At 60.1% G+C, this 14,901-nt stretch carries 15 protein-coding genes; 10 read left to right on the top strand and 5 right to left on the bottom strand.

Annotation, left to right across the window (positions count from 1 at the left end; genetic code table 11):
• The first annotated feature begins 98 nt into the window (after nt 1-98).
• Nucleotides 99-509: a nucleoside diphosphate kinase regulator gene (gene rnk, locus BFW87_RS10235; protein WP_078739730.1), complete on the top strand. Its 411-nt coding sequence runs from the start codon at nt 99-101 to the stop codon at nt 507-509.
• Here rnk and BFW87_RS10230 read toward each other — a convergent pair.
• The 3 genes from BFW87_RS10230 to BFW87_RS10220 form a co-directional block, all read right to left on the bottom strand.
• Entirely contained in the window at nt 506-3,346 is a 2,841-nt protein-coding gene (locus BFW87_RS10230; RefSeq protein ID WP_078739729.1) for a class I adenylate cyclase, read from the bottom strand. The genes rnk and BFW87_RS10230 overlap by 4 nt on opposite strands.
• A gap of 168 nt (nt 3,347-3,514) precedes the next feature.
• The gene (locus BFW87_RS10225) at nt 3,515-3,769 is read right to left on the bottom strand and encodes a TIGR02647 family protein (protein ID WP_078739728.1); all 255 of its coding nucleotides are present in this window, start codon (nt 3,767-3,769) and stop codon (nt 3,515-3,517) included.
• Between the two features lie 198 nt (nt 3,770-3,967).
• The gene (locus tag BFW87_RS10220) at nt 3,968-4,252 is read right to left on the bottom strand and encodes a hypothetical protein (protein WP_078739727.1); all 285 of its coding nucleotides are present in this window, start codon (nt 4,250-4,252) and stop codon (nt 3,968-3,970) included.
• Nucleotides 4,253-4,378: 126 nt separating this feature from the next.
• Between BFW87_RS10220 and BFW87_RS10215 the strand changes: the two genes are divergently transcribed.
• Nucleotides 4,379-5,038, top strand: coding sequence for a glutathione S-transferase family protein (locus tag BFW87_RS10215; protein WP_078739726.1), 660 nt, complete (start codon nt 4,379-4,381; stop codon nt 5,036-5,038).
• A 116-nt stretch (nt 5,039-5,154) separates the two neighbouring features.
• On the opposite strand, the gene argH is transcribed toward BFW87_RS10215, so the two are convergent.
• Entirely contained in the window at nt 5,155-6,549 is a 1,395-nt protein-coding gene (gene argH / locus BFW87_RS10210; RefSeq protein ID WP_078739725.1) for an argininosuccinate lyase, read from the bottom strand.
• A 503-nt stretch (nt 6,550-7,052) separates the two neighbouring features.
• On the opposite strand from argH, the gene BFW87_RS10205 reads away from it, so the two are divergent.
• The 7 genes from BFW87_RS10205 to BFW87_RS10175 all read left to right on the top strand — a co-directional run bounded on the left by BFW87_RS10205 (nt 7,053) and on the right by BFW87_RS10175 (nt 13,454).
• Nucleotides 7,053-7,799, top strand: coding sequence for a LytR/AlgR family response regulator transcription factor (locus tag BFW87_RS10205; RefSeq protein WP_078739724.1), 747 nt, complete (start codon nt 7,053-7,055; stop codon nt 7,797-7,799).
• Between the two features lie 138 nt (nt 7,800-7,937).
• On the top strand, nt 7,938-8,879 hold the full coding sequence (gene hemC / locus BFW87_RS10200) for a hydroxymethylbilane synthase (RefSeq protein WP_078739723.1): 942 nt from the start codon (nt 7,938-7,940) through the stop codon (nt 8,877-8,879).
• Nucleotides 8,876-9,625, top strand: a complete 750-nt coding sequence (locus BFW87_RS10195; protein WP_078739722.1) for a uroporphyrinogen-III synthase — start codon at nt 8,876-8,878, stop codon at nt 9,623-9,625. The genes hemC and BFW87_RS10195 overlap by 4 nt, the downstream gene beginning before the upstream one ends.
• A gap of 41 nt (nt 9,626-9,666) precedes the next feature.
• Nucleotides 9,667-10,782 carry a uroporphyrinogen-III C-methyltransferase gene (locus BFW87_RS10190; RefSeq protein ID WP_078739721.1) on the top strand — a complete coding sequence of 372 codons (1,116 nt, stop codon included), beginning with the start codon at nt 9,667-9,669 and terminating at the stop codon, nt 10,780-10,782.
• 5 nt (nt 10,783-10,787) lie between these two features.
• Nucleotides 10,788-12,029, top strand: coding sequence for a heme biosynthesis protein HemY (locus BFW87_RS10185; RefSeq protein ID WP_078739720.1), 1,242 nt, complete (start codon nt 10,788-10,790; stop codon nt 12,027-12,029).
• Nucleotides 12,030-12,264: 235 nt separating this feature from the next.
• Nucleotides 12,265-12,786, top strand: a complete 522-nt coding sequence (locus BFW87_RS10180) for a disulfide bond formation protein B (protein ID WP_078739719.1) — start codon at nt 12,265-12,267, stop codon at nt 12,784-12,786.
• 209 nt (nt 12,787-12,995) lie between these two features.
• The gene (locus BFW87_RS10175; protein ID WP_078739718.1) at nt 12,996-13,454 is read left to right on the top strand and encodes an Rsd/AlgQ family anti-sigma factor; all 459 of its coding nucleotides are present in this window, start codon (nt 12,996-12,998) and stop codon (nt 13,452-13,454) included.
• A gap of 52 nt (nt 13,455-13,506) precedes the next feature.
• On the opposite strand, the gene BFW87_RS10170 is transcribed toward BFW87_RS10175, so the two are convergent.
• Nucleotides 13,507-14,184: an FKBP-type peptidyl-prolyl cis-trans isomerase gene (locus tag BFW87_RS10170; RefSeq protein WP_078739717.1), complete on the bottom strand. Its 678-nt coding sequence runs from the start codon at nt 14,182-14,184 to the stop codon at nt 13,507-13,509.
• Nucleotides 14,185-14,376: 192 nt separating this feature from the next.
• Here BFW87_RS10170 and BFW87_RS32245 point away from each other — a divergent pair.
• Nucleotides 14,377-14,901: AlgP family protein (locus tag BFW87_RS32245; protein ID WP_254865865.1), on the top strand; the 525-nt coding region annotated here is incomplete at its 3' end.

Genomic DNA, 14,901 nt, shown 5'->3' with positions numbered 1-14,901 from the left:
GTCCGGGTACGCCTCAACTCATCGAGGCCCGTGAGAACCCCGCCTTTTTCTGGCGGGGTTTTGCTTTTTTGTGCAGAAAAAAGGAGTCTGCCTGAATCATGACCGCACCTTCCATCATCCTCACCCGTCTGGACGTGCAGCGTCTGGAGCAACTGATCGACCGCCTGGGCGACGAGTTTCCTGGCGTAGAAGCGTTGCAAGCCGAACTCGACCGCGCTGAAGACGTGGTTGGTCACGATGAAGTGTCTGCAGGTGTCGTGACTATGAACTCCAGCGTGCACTGCCGTGAGCAGAGCAGCGGCAAGGACTACCACCTCACCCTGGTCTACCCGAAAGACGCGAATGCCGACGAAGGCAAGATTTCGATCCTCGCACCTGTGGGCAGCGCGTTGCTGGGCTTGCAGGTGGGTCAGCACATTGACTGGCCGGCACCCGGCGGCAAGACCCTCAAGCTGGAATTGCTCAATGTTGAAGGCCAGCCTAAAGACGGCGGCGCTTTCGCTCTTTAAATTTGGCTCAGCGCTGAATTGAGTGACAGTTCCAGCTCGGCCTTGTAGCGCAAATACAGATTGCTCGGGCTTTGCACATCACCGAGCAGCCCGGACAAATCCAGGTCAGTGATGTAGCAGCGGTAACGCTCGGTTTCCTGGCGTTGCCCGACGATCTCCTGGGCGACCACTGCAAACAGCTGGTCGCCAAACTCCAGTTCGGAAAACTCTCGCTGATTGCAATACAGGGTAATTCCCACCTGACCCGGTGCGGCCTTGCCGATAATCGCCTGCACGTCATAAAACGCTTTGTTGGCGGGGGTGGAAGGGGCGGGTCGCGGTTCGATGCCGCGCGCGCGTAAGCTTCCCGACGGCAACAGTTGGTAATACAAGATTTGCACTTCGCCCAGCGGCTGTTGCGAGTCGAGGGGCGAGAGCGCTTCGCGGCGAAAGAGGATGGATTGCAGAAAACGCTGCAGTGGCGCCAACAAACTCTGCTCATCATGGAACGGCAAGCGCTGCTGCCAGAGCGCGTTGAACTCATCCAGCACGTACAGCTCGGCGAAACCTTCGTTGACCCGGTAGAACACCTGCACGCAATCGGCCAGCCCCATGGGCAGCAGCAGCGCGAGGTCATGGTCTTCCAGCGCCCTGGCGTCCAGGTGCAGTGGGCTATATGCCGCCAACTCTTCACTGAGATAGGCGATCAGCGCGTCCTGAGTCGGCAGTGACACATGCGTGGCCTGGCCCGGCATCAATTCCATGACGTGATAGTGCTGCTGCACTTGAAGCAGGTAACGATGATTGCTTTGGCCGAGCAGCAGGTTTTGCGCGGTATCGAAAACCTCCTCCACGCGCTGGGCAATGAACTGCGCACGGTTGTGACAGAAGCAGCGCACTCGCAGCCGGGGAAGATGGTCCGGCGGCAGCTGATTGAGGTAGTCGCGCAGGCAGTCGAGCAGTGCGTGCGGGCCGTCGTAGCGGCTGACCATCACCTCGTTCCAGCTGTTAAGCGTGACCTGGTCTAGGGTCAGTACCAGGTTGTCGCGCACACCGGCGTAGCTCAAGGAGTCGGTGCGCTCGGTGGTCATCAGGATGTTCAGGTCGCGGTGATGCTTGAGTGGGTCGACGCCAACGTTGATCAGCAGCAAGACTTCTTCCGGCACGGCCGAGCGCAACAGGCGCTCTTCATCGACGCCCGTCAGGGGCAGGGCGATGGTCTGTTGCAGACTGCCCAGCAGGTTGAACAGCTCGAATTCGGTCATGTCGCTGACGCCCGGGTGCAGCGCCAGGCGGGTGCTGCTGTCAATCACGCCGTTGCGGTGGCACCAGGTGAGCATTTCCAGCAGGTCGCGGCTGCGCTTGATCGGCGCGAAGTGCTCCCACTCCAGGGCCGTGAGGTTGCCGTTGTACAGGCCCCAGTGGTGCTGGCCCGGTTCTTTGCGATTGGGCGATTGCACCAGCGTCAACGTGTCTTCGGCCAGGTCTGGAGCAATGCCTGGGTTGATGAATTCGACTTTGCCGGCCTTGCGTTCAAACGCGGCATACAGGCGGCGGCCCAGCACATTCAGGTCGCGCTTGTTGATCAGGCTGGCGGTTTGCTCGGTGCGGGCGAATTGGGTCAAAAACCGGTAGCTGTAATTCAGCTCATTCACCAATGCGCGGCGCTCCGAGGCGACCTGACGCACTTTCCACTGGCTGCGGCTGTCCAGCAAGGCCAGTTGGCGCTGGTCCCAGCCCCATTCATGGGCCAGACGCTCGAGCAGCAAGCGCTGCCAGCTGGTACTGCGCTGGCCGGCGCTGAGCTTGCGGTTGACCTTCAAATACAGGCTGCGGCGTACCAGTTCCAGGCGTTCCGGCTCGTTGCGCGCCTTGAGGTATTCCTCGATACGGCGGTAGACCACGATGTATGGGTCCAGCTCATCCAGGTCCATCTGGTTGGCAAACACCGCGCGTTTAAAGCGCAGGCTCAGGCAATGCACGTTCGGGTGCTCGCTGGCGTAGACCTCGGTCAGCAGCAGCTTGAGCACCGACTTGTAGGGCGACTCGATGCCCTTGAACAGCTGCCACAGCCCGGCGCCGATAAATTCCCCTGGCGGGATATGCGCCAGATGACCGAGGTCGAGTGTTTCATCCGCGCGGATAAAACGTTTGGAGATCAGCGCGTGAGTAAATTCGGCGTAGCGGCTTTCTTCGTAGACCGGTACCAGCCACCAGATGGGCGTGCGGCCGGCCAGCCAGATGGCGGTGCGGTAGAACTCGTCCAGAAGCAGGTAGTGCTGGGTGGTGCCGCAATCGTCGGAGCTCAGTTGCGTGTCGCGTTCGCCCAACACAAAGCGCGTCGGCTCGATCAGGAAAAAGTGCGCCTCGGCGCCCATGGTCTGGGCCCAGACTTCCAGCAACTGGCATTTTTTGCGCAGCTCGGCCAGTTCGTTTTCACTCAGGTTCGGCGCGTGGCACACCCACACGTCCATATCGCTTTGGTCCGCCTGGGCCAGGGTGCCAAGGCTGCCCATCAGAAACAGGCCGTGGATGGGCCGGGGTGGGTTGCCATGGCGCGGCTTGTAGGAAAACGAACGGGTCAGGCGCTGAGCTTCGGTCAGGGCTTGGGCGTCGGGTTCGAAATTCGACAGCCCGGCGGGCGTGCTGCTCGACACATAGCCTGGCAACAGCGGGTGATTGACGTGAAAAAACAGTGGCAGCAGCGTCAATACGCTTTGCTGGCGCGGGGTCAGCCCCTCGACGGCTCGCGCCATGCGGCCTTCGTTGAGGGCCATGAAGCGCGCGCGCAGCTGGGCCAGCACCTTGCGGTCGATGCCTTCGTCCAGGTCGGGGCGGATTTCATGGGTGCGGGTCATGTCGAACTCGGTGGCTCGCAGGGCCCGACGTGGGCGGCCGTGTAGGAGTTTACAGACAGAAGCGTAGGAGGTTTAGAGGGAAATGGTTTTTGGCGTCAGAATTTTGAGTAATCCACAGCAACGCCCTCGGAATCCGCAAGGGGCGGACTCCATGGGCGGTTTCAGGTGTTACGCGGCTTCTTTGGTGGAGGCGGTGGTCAAGATGGTCAGCAGGGTTTGGGCCTGCTCTGCAGCGTCCCGGCCAAGGCTGGTCAGGTAGCCGCCGTCCGGTTGGTCGATAAGCCCTTTCGCGTGGAGGCGCTTGGCAGCGGCGATGGCAGTGGGTGCGGCGGTCTGGTGGACTTTCAGACCTTCCTGGGTGCTGCCCAGGCTGAAGAGTGTAAGGATTTCCAGTTCGGCAACCAATTCAGGGGTATACGACATAAGGACTCCAGACTTTCTAAGAATTTATTAGAGGCTAGCAGGGCATAAGGTGAACGCACTTTGCTGAACTGTCCAGCCGGTTGTGGGAGCTGGCTTGCCTGCGATGCTGGCGACTCGGTTTAACGGTTGCGCAGAGGCGATGCCATCGCAGGCAAGCCAGCTCCCACAGGGATCAGCACCCGCCTGGAGTTTTGGATGTTATTGGTTCTCTGGCGGCAATTCGGGCAGGGCCCGCAGCGCTGTTTCGTACCATTCGGTATCGAATGCGCGGTCTTCTTCGAGCATTTTGTCGATTTCGACGGCCAGCACGTGGGCCATCAGGTTGAGGATGTCATCCCGCTCGTAGCCCACCAGGGTCAACTTGTTGAATGTCGCTTTGGCCGCAGGCGGGTTGTCGCTCTCAAGCTGGTTTTCGATCGCCTGGATCAGCGTGCTTTCGGTGAAATCTTCTTCGTCGTTGTCGATATCGGTTGGCTCGCTCATGGCAGGCTCCTCAAGGAAAGGCCGCCAGTCTACGCCCATTCAGACGGGTGATGCTGCTGGTCAGGACGGGCCCTGGGATCTATAACTCTTGCAGCCAACCCCACACCCGGCCTGGAGGCAGTCGCAATGCTCAAGCTCTACGGATTTTCGGTCAGCAACTACTACAACATGGTCAAACTGGCACTGCTGGAGAAGGGGCTGCCGTTTGAAGAGGTGCCGTTTTACGCGGGCCAGACCCCCGAAGCGCTGGCCGTGAGCCCTCGGGGCAAAGTGCCGGTGCTGGGCGTCAAACAGGGTTTTATCAACGAAACCAGCGTGATCCTTGAATATATCGAGCAAACCCAGGAAGGCCCTGCGTTGCTGCCTGGCGAGCCGTTTCAGCGCGCTCAAGTGCTGGCGCTGTGCCGGGAAATCGAGCTGTACATCGAACTGCCTGCCCGCGCGTGTTTCGCCGAAGCGTTTTTCGGCATGCCGGTGGCGGAAGCGATCAAGGAGAAATCCAAGTCCGAGCTGTTGCTCGGGATCGCTTCGTTAGGTCGGCACGGCAAGTTCGCGCCCTATGTGGCGGGGGAGAGCTTCACGATTGCGGATGTGTACTTTATGTACAGCGTGAACCTCGCCTGCGCGGTGGGCGAGAAGTTATTTGGGCTGGATTTGCTGGCTGAAATGCCTGCGGCGAAAGCGTTGCTGGAAAAGCTGCATGCAATGCCGAATGCACAGAAGGTGGCGGCGGACAGGGAGGCGGCGATGCCGGCGTTTATGGCGATGATAGCGGCCAAGAAATAGATTCTCGGTGCCTATGAAAAAGCTATCGCGGGCAAGCCCGCTCCCACACTTGACCGAGTTCCAAGCTGGAATGCAGTCAAATGTGGGAGCTGGCTTGCCTGCGATGCTTTTAGCTTTCAGCGGCTGGCGAGCAGTGCCTGGCCGCGCACGACAGCTGCCTTCACCTGCGCCGGCGCAGTGCCGCCGATGTGATCACGGGCATTCACCGAACCCTCCAGCGTCAGCACCGCAAACACATCCTGCTCGATCTGGTCACTGAACTTGCGCAACTCTTCCAGGCTCATTTCCGCCAGATCTTTGCCGGTGTCCACACCATACTTCACGGCGTGGCCAACGATTTCGTGGCAATCACGGAACGGCAGGCCACGGCGCACCAGGTAGTCCGCCAGGTCGGTCGCGGTGGAAAACCCGCGCAGCGCCGCTTCACGCATGATCGCGTGCTTGGGCTTGATCGCCGGGATCATGTCGGCAAACGCGCGCAGCGAGTCGCGCAGTGTGTCGGCGGCGTCGAACAGCGGTTCCTTGTCTTCCTGGTTGTCCTTGTTGTAGGCCAGAGGCTGGCCTTTCATCAGGGTCAGCAGGCCCATCAGCGCGCCGAACACACGGCCGCTCTTGCCACGTACCAACTCCGGCACGTCGGGGTTTTTCTTTTGCGGCATGATCGAGCTGCCGGTGCAGAAGCGGTCCGGCAGGTCGATGAACTGGAACTGCGCGCTGGTCCACAACACCAGCTCTTCGGAGAAACGCGACAGGTGCATCATCGCGATGCTGGCGGCGGCGCAGAATTCGATGGCGAAGTCGCGGTCCGACACGCCGTCCAGAGAGTTGCCGCCCACGGCGTCAAAACCCAGCAGTTGCGCGGTGTATTCGCGGTCGATCGGGTACGTGGTGCCGGCCAGTGCTGCGCTGCCCAGCGGCATGCGGTTGGCGCGTTTGCGGCAATCCACCAGACGCTCGTAATCGCGGCTGAGCATTTCGAACCAGGCCAGCAGGTGGTGGCCAAAGGTCACGGGTTGTGCGGTTTGCAGGTGGGTGAAACCGGGCATGATGGTGCCCGACTCACGCTCGGCCTGCTCCAGCAGCCCTTTTTGCAGGCGGGTGATTTCGCCCAGGATCAGGTCGATTTCATCGCGCAGCCACAGGCGGATATCGGTGGCCACTTGGTCGTTACGGCTGCGACCGGTGTGCAATTTCTTGCCGGTCACACCGATACGGTCGGTGAGGCGAGCCTCGATATTCATGTGCACGTCTTCCAGGTCGACGCGCCAGTCGAACGTGCCGGCTTCGATCTCACCACGGATGGTGGTCAGGCCGTCGATGATGCTGTCGCGCTCGGCGTCAGTCAGCACGCCGACTTTCGCCAGCATCGTGGCGTGGGCGATGGAGCCCATGATGTCGTGGCGGTACAGGCGCTGGTCGAAGGTGACGGAGGCGGTGAAGCGGGCGACGAAGGCGTCGACGGGTTCACTGAAGCGGCCGCCCCAGGACTGGTTGGTCTTGTCGGTGCTCATGGATTCGCTCGTGATCTGCTTAAAAGAGGCGTGGAGGTGTGCCGCCGATAATAACAGGGTTGCCCGTGGAGGCGGTGCTGCGGGTGGTCGGCATTTTTATTTGCGCCACAGATGGCTAAGTGCCTTGCCGCCGACCGCGTCCGGGACGAGACTGCAAGCAGAGGCTTATTGATGCGATATTTTACGAATGAGCTATATCGTCTCAGCGAGCGTCTACAGTTGGACTGATAGTGTGTGAATGCACCAAAGTCGGGTGATGCGGTCATAGCCCAGACTATCCATTAAAAAAGGGGGGTATTCGGATTGTGTATCAGCAAACCCTATGACGATGCGCAAAGGCAGCAGGTCTTGGGCGTTATTGAACAGGTCCGGGTAAATTTGGGTGCCGCTCTCGGGGCACTTTTTGCCGCTCGCGCTAGTCTTAGCGTGGATCGCTGTGACGCAAGTCACCGCACCTGTCTACGCTATCCTTGTGCGAGACTCACGCAGGAATCCAGCGCAATATGAATGTCCTGATCGTTGATGACGAACCCCAAGCCCGCGAGCGACTGAGCCGTTTGGTCAGTGAGCTTGAGGGCTATACAGTCCTTGAACCCAGCGCCACCACGGGGGAAGAGGCGTTGACGCTGATCGACAGCCTCAAACCGGATGTGGTGCTGCTTGATATCCGCCTGCCAGGCCTTGATGGCCTGCAAGTCGCCGCTCGCCTGAGTGAGCGAGAATCGCCGCCTGCGGTCGTGTTGTGCGCCGCGCAGGATGAGTTTCCCGAGCAGACGCTGGAAGACAGTGGCGTTGCCTTCCTGCTCAAGCCGGTCACGGGCGAGGCATTGCTCAAGGCCCTGAAAAAGGCCGAGCGCCCCAACCGCGTCCAGCTCGCCGCCCTGACTCAGCCCGCCGCTCAAAGTGGCAATGGGCCGCGTAGCCATATCAGCGCACGGACCCGCAAAGGTATCGAGCTGATCCCGCTGAACCAGGTGGTCTATTTTATTGCCGATCACAAGTACGTGACCCTGCGTCACGAGGCTGGCGAAGTGTTGCTCGATGAGCCGCTCAAGGCGCTTGAGGATGAGTTCGGCGACCGCTTTGTGCGTATCCACCGCAACGCGCTGGTGGCGCGAGAGCGAATAGAGCGTCTGCAACGCACGCCCCTGGGACACTTTCAGCTGTTTTTGAAAGGGCTTAACGGCGATGCCTTGATCGTCAGCCGCCGCCACGTCGCTGGCGTGCGCAAAATGATGCAGCAGCTTTAGCCCGAGGGCTGTGGCGCGGCCTCTAACCCTTATCCCGGTGCGACGCGGCCAGGGAGGCCCCGCACTTGCTGATTCAAATCAAAGCGTGTTTGCCTGAGCTGTTATTATCTGCCGTATCTATTCAGTACGGATTGATCCATGTCCTCTCGCGAAATCCGCATCGCCACCCGTAAAAGCGCCCTTGCCTTGTGGCAGGCCGAATACGTCAAAGCACGCCTTGAGCAGGCCCATCCGGGCCTCAAGGTTTCCTTGGTGCCCATGGTCAGTCGCGGCGACAAGCTGCTTGACTCGCCACTGTCGAAGATCGGCGGCAAGGGTTTGTTCGTCAAGGAACTGGAAACCGCGCTGCTGGAGAACGAAGCCGACATCGCCGTGCATTCGATGAAAGACGTGCCGATGGACTTCCCGCAAGGCCTGGGCCTGTATTGCATCTGCGAGCGCGAAGACCCGCGCGACGCCTTTGTGTCCAACACCTACGCGTCCTTGGATGAGTTGCCGTTGGGCAGCATCGTCGGCACGTCCAGCCTGCGTCGCCAGGCGCAATTACTGACCCGGCGCCCGGACCTGCAGATTCGCTTTCTGCGCGGCAACGTCAATACCCGCCTGGCCAAGCTGGATGCCGGTGAATATGACGCGATCATCCTGGCGGCGGCTGGCTTGATCCGCCTGGGTTTTGAAGACCGTATTACTTCGGCGATCAGCGTCGAAGACAGTTTGCCGGCAGGCGGGCAGGGCGCGGTGGGCATCGAGTGCCGCACCGCCGACAGTGAAATCCATGCATTGCTCAAACCGCTTGATCACGCCGACACCGAAGTCCGTGTCACGGCCGAACGCGCACTGAACAAACACCTCAATGGCGGCTGCCAGGTACCAATCGCCTGCTACGCCGTGCTCGAAGGTGAAAATATCTGGCTGCGCGGTCTGGTCGGTGATCCTGAAGGCGGTTTGTTGCTGACTGCCGAGGTGCGCGGGCCACAGCGTGATGCCACAGCCTTGGGCATTCAGGTCGCGGAAGAACTGTTGGAAAAAGGCGCCGGCGCCATCCTGCAAAAAATCTACGGCGAGGCGGGTCCACAGTGACCCAATGGCGTGTGCTGCTGACGCGGCCTGCCGAGGAGTCGATGGCCCTGGCGGCGTCGTTGTCCGAAGCCGGTATCTTCAGCAGCAGCTTGCCTTTGCTGGGCATCGAACCGCTTCCTGTTACACCTGAACAGCAAGCGGTCTTCCGTGACCTGGGCCGTTATTGTGCGGTGATCGTCGTCAGCAAGCCTGCGGCGCGCCTTGCCGTGGCGCAACTTGAGCGAGCATGGCCACAGTTGCCATGGTTCAGTGTCGGCGCAGCCACCGGGCAGGTGCTTGCCGAACATGGCCTGAATGTTAAGTACCCCCCTACTGGCGACGACAGCGAGGCCTTGCTTCAATTGCCCGCCTTGCGCGAGGCTATTGCACGCCCTGATGCCCGGGTGCTGATCCTGCGCGGCGAGGGTGGCAGGGGGCTGCTGGCTGAGCACTTGCGCGCGAGAGGTGCTAGTGTCGATTATCTCGAGTTGTATCGGCGCTTCCTGCCGGTTTACACCGGCGCAGAGTTGATGGAACGCATCCAGTTGGAACGCTTGAACGGCCTGGTGGTCAGCAGTGGGCAGGGTTTTTTACACCTGCAGGCCCTGGCCGGCGGCGATTGGCCGCAGGTGGCGCAGTTGCCGTTGTTCGTGCCCAGCCCGCGTGTGTATGAAATGGCGCGCGCTGCTGGCGCCGAAAAAGTTGTGGATTGTCGCGGCGCGAGTGCCGCGGCTTTGTTAGTGGCGTTGCGCAGTTCTGCCCCATGAAGCAGGCCGCCCCCACTCTCTGATACGCAAAGGACGGATACGTGAGCGAAACAGCCTTGCCTAAAGATGAAACCCAACCCGCACTTGATGCGCCGGTTGAGTCACAGGTCACCGCGCCACGCCGTGGCAATGGCCTGGCAATCCTCGCCCTGTTGCTCGGCGCCGCAGGTGTTGCCGCCGGCGGTTGGGGGATCTGGCAGGTCCGCGCCCTGCAAGCCAGCAGCCAGCAGCAGCTGGGCCAGGTGCAGACGCTCGATGATCAATCCCAGTCCCTCAAGCAGAGTCAGCAACAACTGGCTGCACGCCTGGCGCAGTTGCCTGCGGGGGACGAGCTGGAGGAGCGCCGCCGCCTGGTCGCCCAGTTGCAGGGTGATCAGCAGCGTTTGAGCCAGCGTCTGGAAACCGTGCTGGGCGCCAGCCGACAGGACTGGCGACTGGCCGAGGCCGAGCACTTGATCCGCCTGGCCAGCTTGCGTTTGTCCGCCTTGCAGGACATCAACAGTGCCCAGTCGCTGGTACAGGGCGCCGACGAGATTCTTCGTGAACAAAGCGATCCGGGTTCCTACGCAGCCCGCGAACAATTGGCCAAGAGCCTTGCCGCGCTGCGCAGCACCGAACAACCGGATCGCACCGGCCTGTACCTGCAATTGGCGGCGCTGCGTGATCAGGTCGTGCAACTGGCGGCGATCGCACCCGAATACCAGCTCACTGAACCTGGGTCTGATGGGCGCCCGACTACGGATACAGACAATCGCTGGAGCCAATGGTGGGAGCAGATTTCCCGCTACTTCCGCATCAATTTCAACCCGGACGACAACATCCGCCCTCTACTCGCCGGCCAAGGCTTGAACCAGGTACGCCTGGCCCTCAGCCTGGCCCTGGAGCAAGCGCAATGGGCGGCGCTCAATGGCGAAACAGCGGTATACAGCCGCTCGTTGGGTGAAGCGCGCAGCGTGCTGCAAGACAACTTCAATCAGGACAACCCGCAGAGCAAGGCCATGCTGGCGCGTATTGCCGAGCTTGAGCCCAAGGCGGTTTCCGTGGTGACCCCCGACCTGGCCGCGAGCCTGGCGGCTGTGCAGGCCTATCTTGAGCGCCGTCATCTGTCTGCCGATGAAGCCAAGTCGTCGGCGGCCGCGCCGGCGGCCCAGGAGTAGAGCCGATGAAGCGTTTCTATGTGGTCCTGGTGCTGGCGATTGCGATCGCCTTGGCGCTGGCTGTGGGCATTTCCAAACACACCGGTTATGTGCTGATTACTTATCCCCACGTGTTGCATTACGAATCGAGCGTGTGGGCGACGCTGCTGGCGTTGTTTGCCATCGGTCTGGCGATCTACCTCGTTCGCGTGCTCATAAGCCTGGTTACTACTTCCGGAGGTGTGGTTAACCCGTGGTCTCGGCGTAATCGCAGCCGCCGCGTGCAGATTGCGATCGAGCAGGGCCAGATGGACCTCGCCGAAGGCCGCTGGGCCAGTGCCGAGCGCCATTTGCATCGCGCTGCCGAGGCGGAGCGCCAACCCTTGCTGTACTACCTCGGCGCGGCCCGTGCGGCCAATGAACAGGGCCGTTATGAAGAGTCCGACGGTTTGCTGGAGCGCGCCCTCGAGCGCCAGCCCCAGGCGGAACTGGCCGTCGCCTTGAGCCATGCGCAATTGCAGATGGACCGTGGCGATACGGAAGGTGCTCTGGTCACCTTGCAGGCGATGCATGAGCGTCATCCGCATAACCCGCAGGTCTTGCGTCAGTTGCAGCGCCTGCATCAGCAGCGCGGCGATTGGTCGTCGGTGATTCGCCTGCTGCCCGAACTGCGTAAAGACAAAGTACTTCCGGCTACCGAGTTGGCCGAACTGGAGCGTCGCGCCTGGGGCGAGAACCTCGGCCTGGCCGTCCAGCGTGAAGAGCAGGGCGAAGCGGGGTTGCAGTCCCTTGAACGGGCGTGGGAGCAACTGACTTCCGCCCAGCGTCAGGAGCCACAACTGGTCTTGGCGTACGCTGAACAATTGCGTCGGCTGGGCGCGGATGCAAAGGCCGAAGAAGTGCTGCGCGGTGCAATCAAGCGCGGTTACGACAGCCATTTGATTCGGCTTTATGGGCTGCTGCGCGGCAGCGACCCGGCCCGGCAACTGAAGTTTGCCGAAGGTTGGCTAAAGGACCATTCGGATGACGCCAGCCTGCTGCTGACCCTTGGCCGGCTTTGCCTGCAAAACAGCTTGTGGGGCAAGGCGCGGGACTACCTGGAAAGTAGCCTGCAAGTGCAGCGCAACCCTGAAGCCTGTGCCGAGCTGGCACGCCTGCTGGCACAATTGGGCGATACCGAGCGTAGTAATCAGTTGTTCCAGGAAGGCCTGGGCCTGTTGGACAGCCGCCTGCTGGCATCGCCGTTGCCAGTGCCTGCGCGCGTTTAACGTAGGAAAAAAGCGAAGGTTGGCCCGGATATTTCGTGGGGCCAATCTTCCATACGCTTTGGAAGCTAAGGTCTAAAGCGCTACGTAGCAAATTCCTACCGCCATCCGCCCAAAGTCATCCAGGTTCTGACGGCATATCCCTATGCTCTCGCGGAATTGTCTGCGTCAGTGCGTATTGAAAGCGGTCGGGCCTTTCCTCTACCGTAACGGCCTATCTCTTGCGGTACGGATAAAAATGTCTTTGGCACCTTCACGCTCCCTGTTTCTCCTGGCGTTCATGGCTGGTGCGCTGACGTTGGGTGCGTCGTTTTATCTTGAATTTGGCGCGCTGCTCCGGCCCTGTTTCCTGTGCCAGATGCAGCGCCTCTACCTGGCCACTTTCACCCTGATCAATCTGGTCGCGGCAGTTCATAGCCCCAAGCGCACCACGGCCTACCTCTATGGGCTGGCGAGTATGGGCTGCGCGCTGCTTGGCGCCATCACGGCGGTGCGCCAGGTGCTGCTACAAAATGCCACGCCTGAGCAGGCGTCGGATTGCTGGCCCAGTGTGCAGTTCATGATTGAAAACCTGTCGTTTTGGCAGGCGCTGCAATCGACGGTCAGAGGCACTGTCGACTGCGTTGAAATCAGCTGGACGCTGTTTGATTTGAGCCTTCCGGAGTGGAGCCTGTTGTTCTTCCTGTCGATGTTGATCCTGGGCGTCATGCAGTTTTCACACTCGCTCTCGAGCCGCCGCTTGCAGCTCGTGCAGCACTGAAAATGCGTTGTGGTGTGTAGGACAGGATTAAACACTTGTATGAACTTTCTCTCCTGCGTACCTTGAAGCCATAGTCATGCGGGCATAATCTGGCCCGCACGCGTTAATGAAACCGTTTGTCAGACGCGGCCTTGTCCGCCTGCTGCTCTACCCCTGAAGTATTGAGCGGTCACCGGGCAGCAGCGCCCCTATAGGGAAGAGAGATCATCATGCTGGAAAGTTGTCAGAATGCTCAGGAACGCTGGGGTGGTGTGCACAAGCTGATCGACAGCTGGTTGAAGGCACGTCACGAACTGGTTCGGGCCTTTGATGCTCTCGGCGCAAAGCCCGAAGCATTGGCTGAGAATCGCGAACCGTTGCAGGATTTTTGCGGTGTGTTGGTGGACTACGTGTCTGCCGGCCATTTCGGTGTTTACGAGCAACTGACCAAAGAGGCGGAAGCCTTTGACGATCAGCGTGGTCTGGACTTGGCCGAAACCATTTACCCGCGCATCGATGTCATCACTGAAAAGCTGCTGGCATTCACCGACCTGTGTGATGCCGGTAATTGTGTTGCTGAAAAATTCAAGGAATTGGGCGGGCTGCTTCACGAGCGTTTCGAGCTGGAAGACTGCTTGATCGAAGTGCTGCACAACGCCCACAAGGAAGAGTCCGCCACCCAGGTTTGACCCCTGCGGGCGAGATAAAAAAAGGTGCGCATGGCGCACCTTTTTTATTGGGTCAGTGGCGAGTGCCAAGCAACTCGATTTCGAAAATCAGGGGTGTATACGGCGGGATCAACTCTCCAGCGCCGTCGGCGCCATAGGCCTGGGCGGATGGAATCACCAGGCGCCACTTCGCACCCACCGGCATCTGCTGTAACGCGCTGCTCCAGCCGCTGATCACACTGTCCAGGCGAAACCATTGCGGTTGAGTGCTCTTGTCAAAGACGGTCCCGTCGGGCAGGCGGCCCACATAGTTTACTTGTACCTCATCATTGGCTGACGGCTTGCTGCCTGTGCCGGGCGACAGCTCGGTGAGCAGGATGCCATCTGCCAATTCACGCACGCCATTCGCGGCTTTTTCTTTGGTCAAAAATTGTTGTTCGGCGGCAAGTGCTTTTTCACTCTGCGGTGCCTGAGCATCAGCAGCGCTTTGCGCTTCGTGTTGCGCGAGAATCTGCTCGATACGCGCGTTATCCAATGCCAGTGGCTTGCCTTGATAAGCTTGTTTGAGGCCATCGAGCAGCGCCTGAATCTGCAGGTCGGGGACTTCCTGGCGCAAGCGCTCACCGAGGCTTGCGCCCAGGCTGTAGGCGAGGTCATGCGGGTCTTGCGTAGTAGTTTTTGGTGGCGCTTGCTCGCCTGCATTGGCCACCGAAATCGCCAAGCCAAGCACTAGAAAAAGGTAACGCGACATGGGCATGCTCCCGCCGAAAGTGCGACGGATTATGCCAGTGTGAGTGCTTAAAAAGTGCCGCGGTTTTTCGTTATATCGATAAGAATTTTCTCACGGTGCAACGCAAGGCAAACGATACTGTCAACATGCCCTAGCGGCGGTAAGAGCAGAGGGCTAGTATGAGCCGCACCCACGTCAGCCAGGAGGTAAACCATGTCGGCCAAACAGAAGCCTGTTAATACCCCGTTGCATTTACTCCAACAACTCTCGGGCAGCTTGCTCGAACATCTGGAAAGCGCTTGTTCCCAAGCCTTGGCCGATGCAGAAAAACTGCTCGCCAAGCTGGAAAAACAACGCGGTAAAGCGCAAGAAAAGCTGCATAAATCCCGCACCAAACTGCAAGACGCCGCTACTGCCGGCAAGGCCAAGGCGCAAGCCAAAGCCAAAGACGCTGTCAAAGAACTTGAGGACCTGCTGGACGCCCTCAAGGATCGCCAGGCTGAAACCCGCACCTACATTTCCCAACTCAAAAAAGATGCTCAGGAAAGCCTGAAACTGGCCCAGGGCGTTGGTCGTGTGAAAGAAGCTGTGGCTAAAGTACTGGGTACTCGTACCCCGGCAAAAGCGGTTTCCGCGAGCACAGCGAAAAAGCCTGCGAGCAAAGCAGTTGCTGCCAAGGCGCCAGCTAAAGCTGCAGCCAAGCCAGCTGCCAAATCGGCTGCTGCAAAACCAGCCGCC

Source organism: Pseudomonas fluorescens (assembly GCF_002022275.1).
GTDB classification, from domain to species: Bacteria; Pseudomonadota; Gammaproteobacteria; order Pseudomonadales; family Pseudomonadaceae; genus Aquipseudomonas; species Aquipseudomonas fluorescens_AJ.
This window is presented reverse-complemented; position numbering and strand designations above follow the sequence as displayed.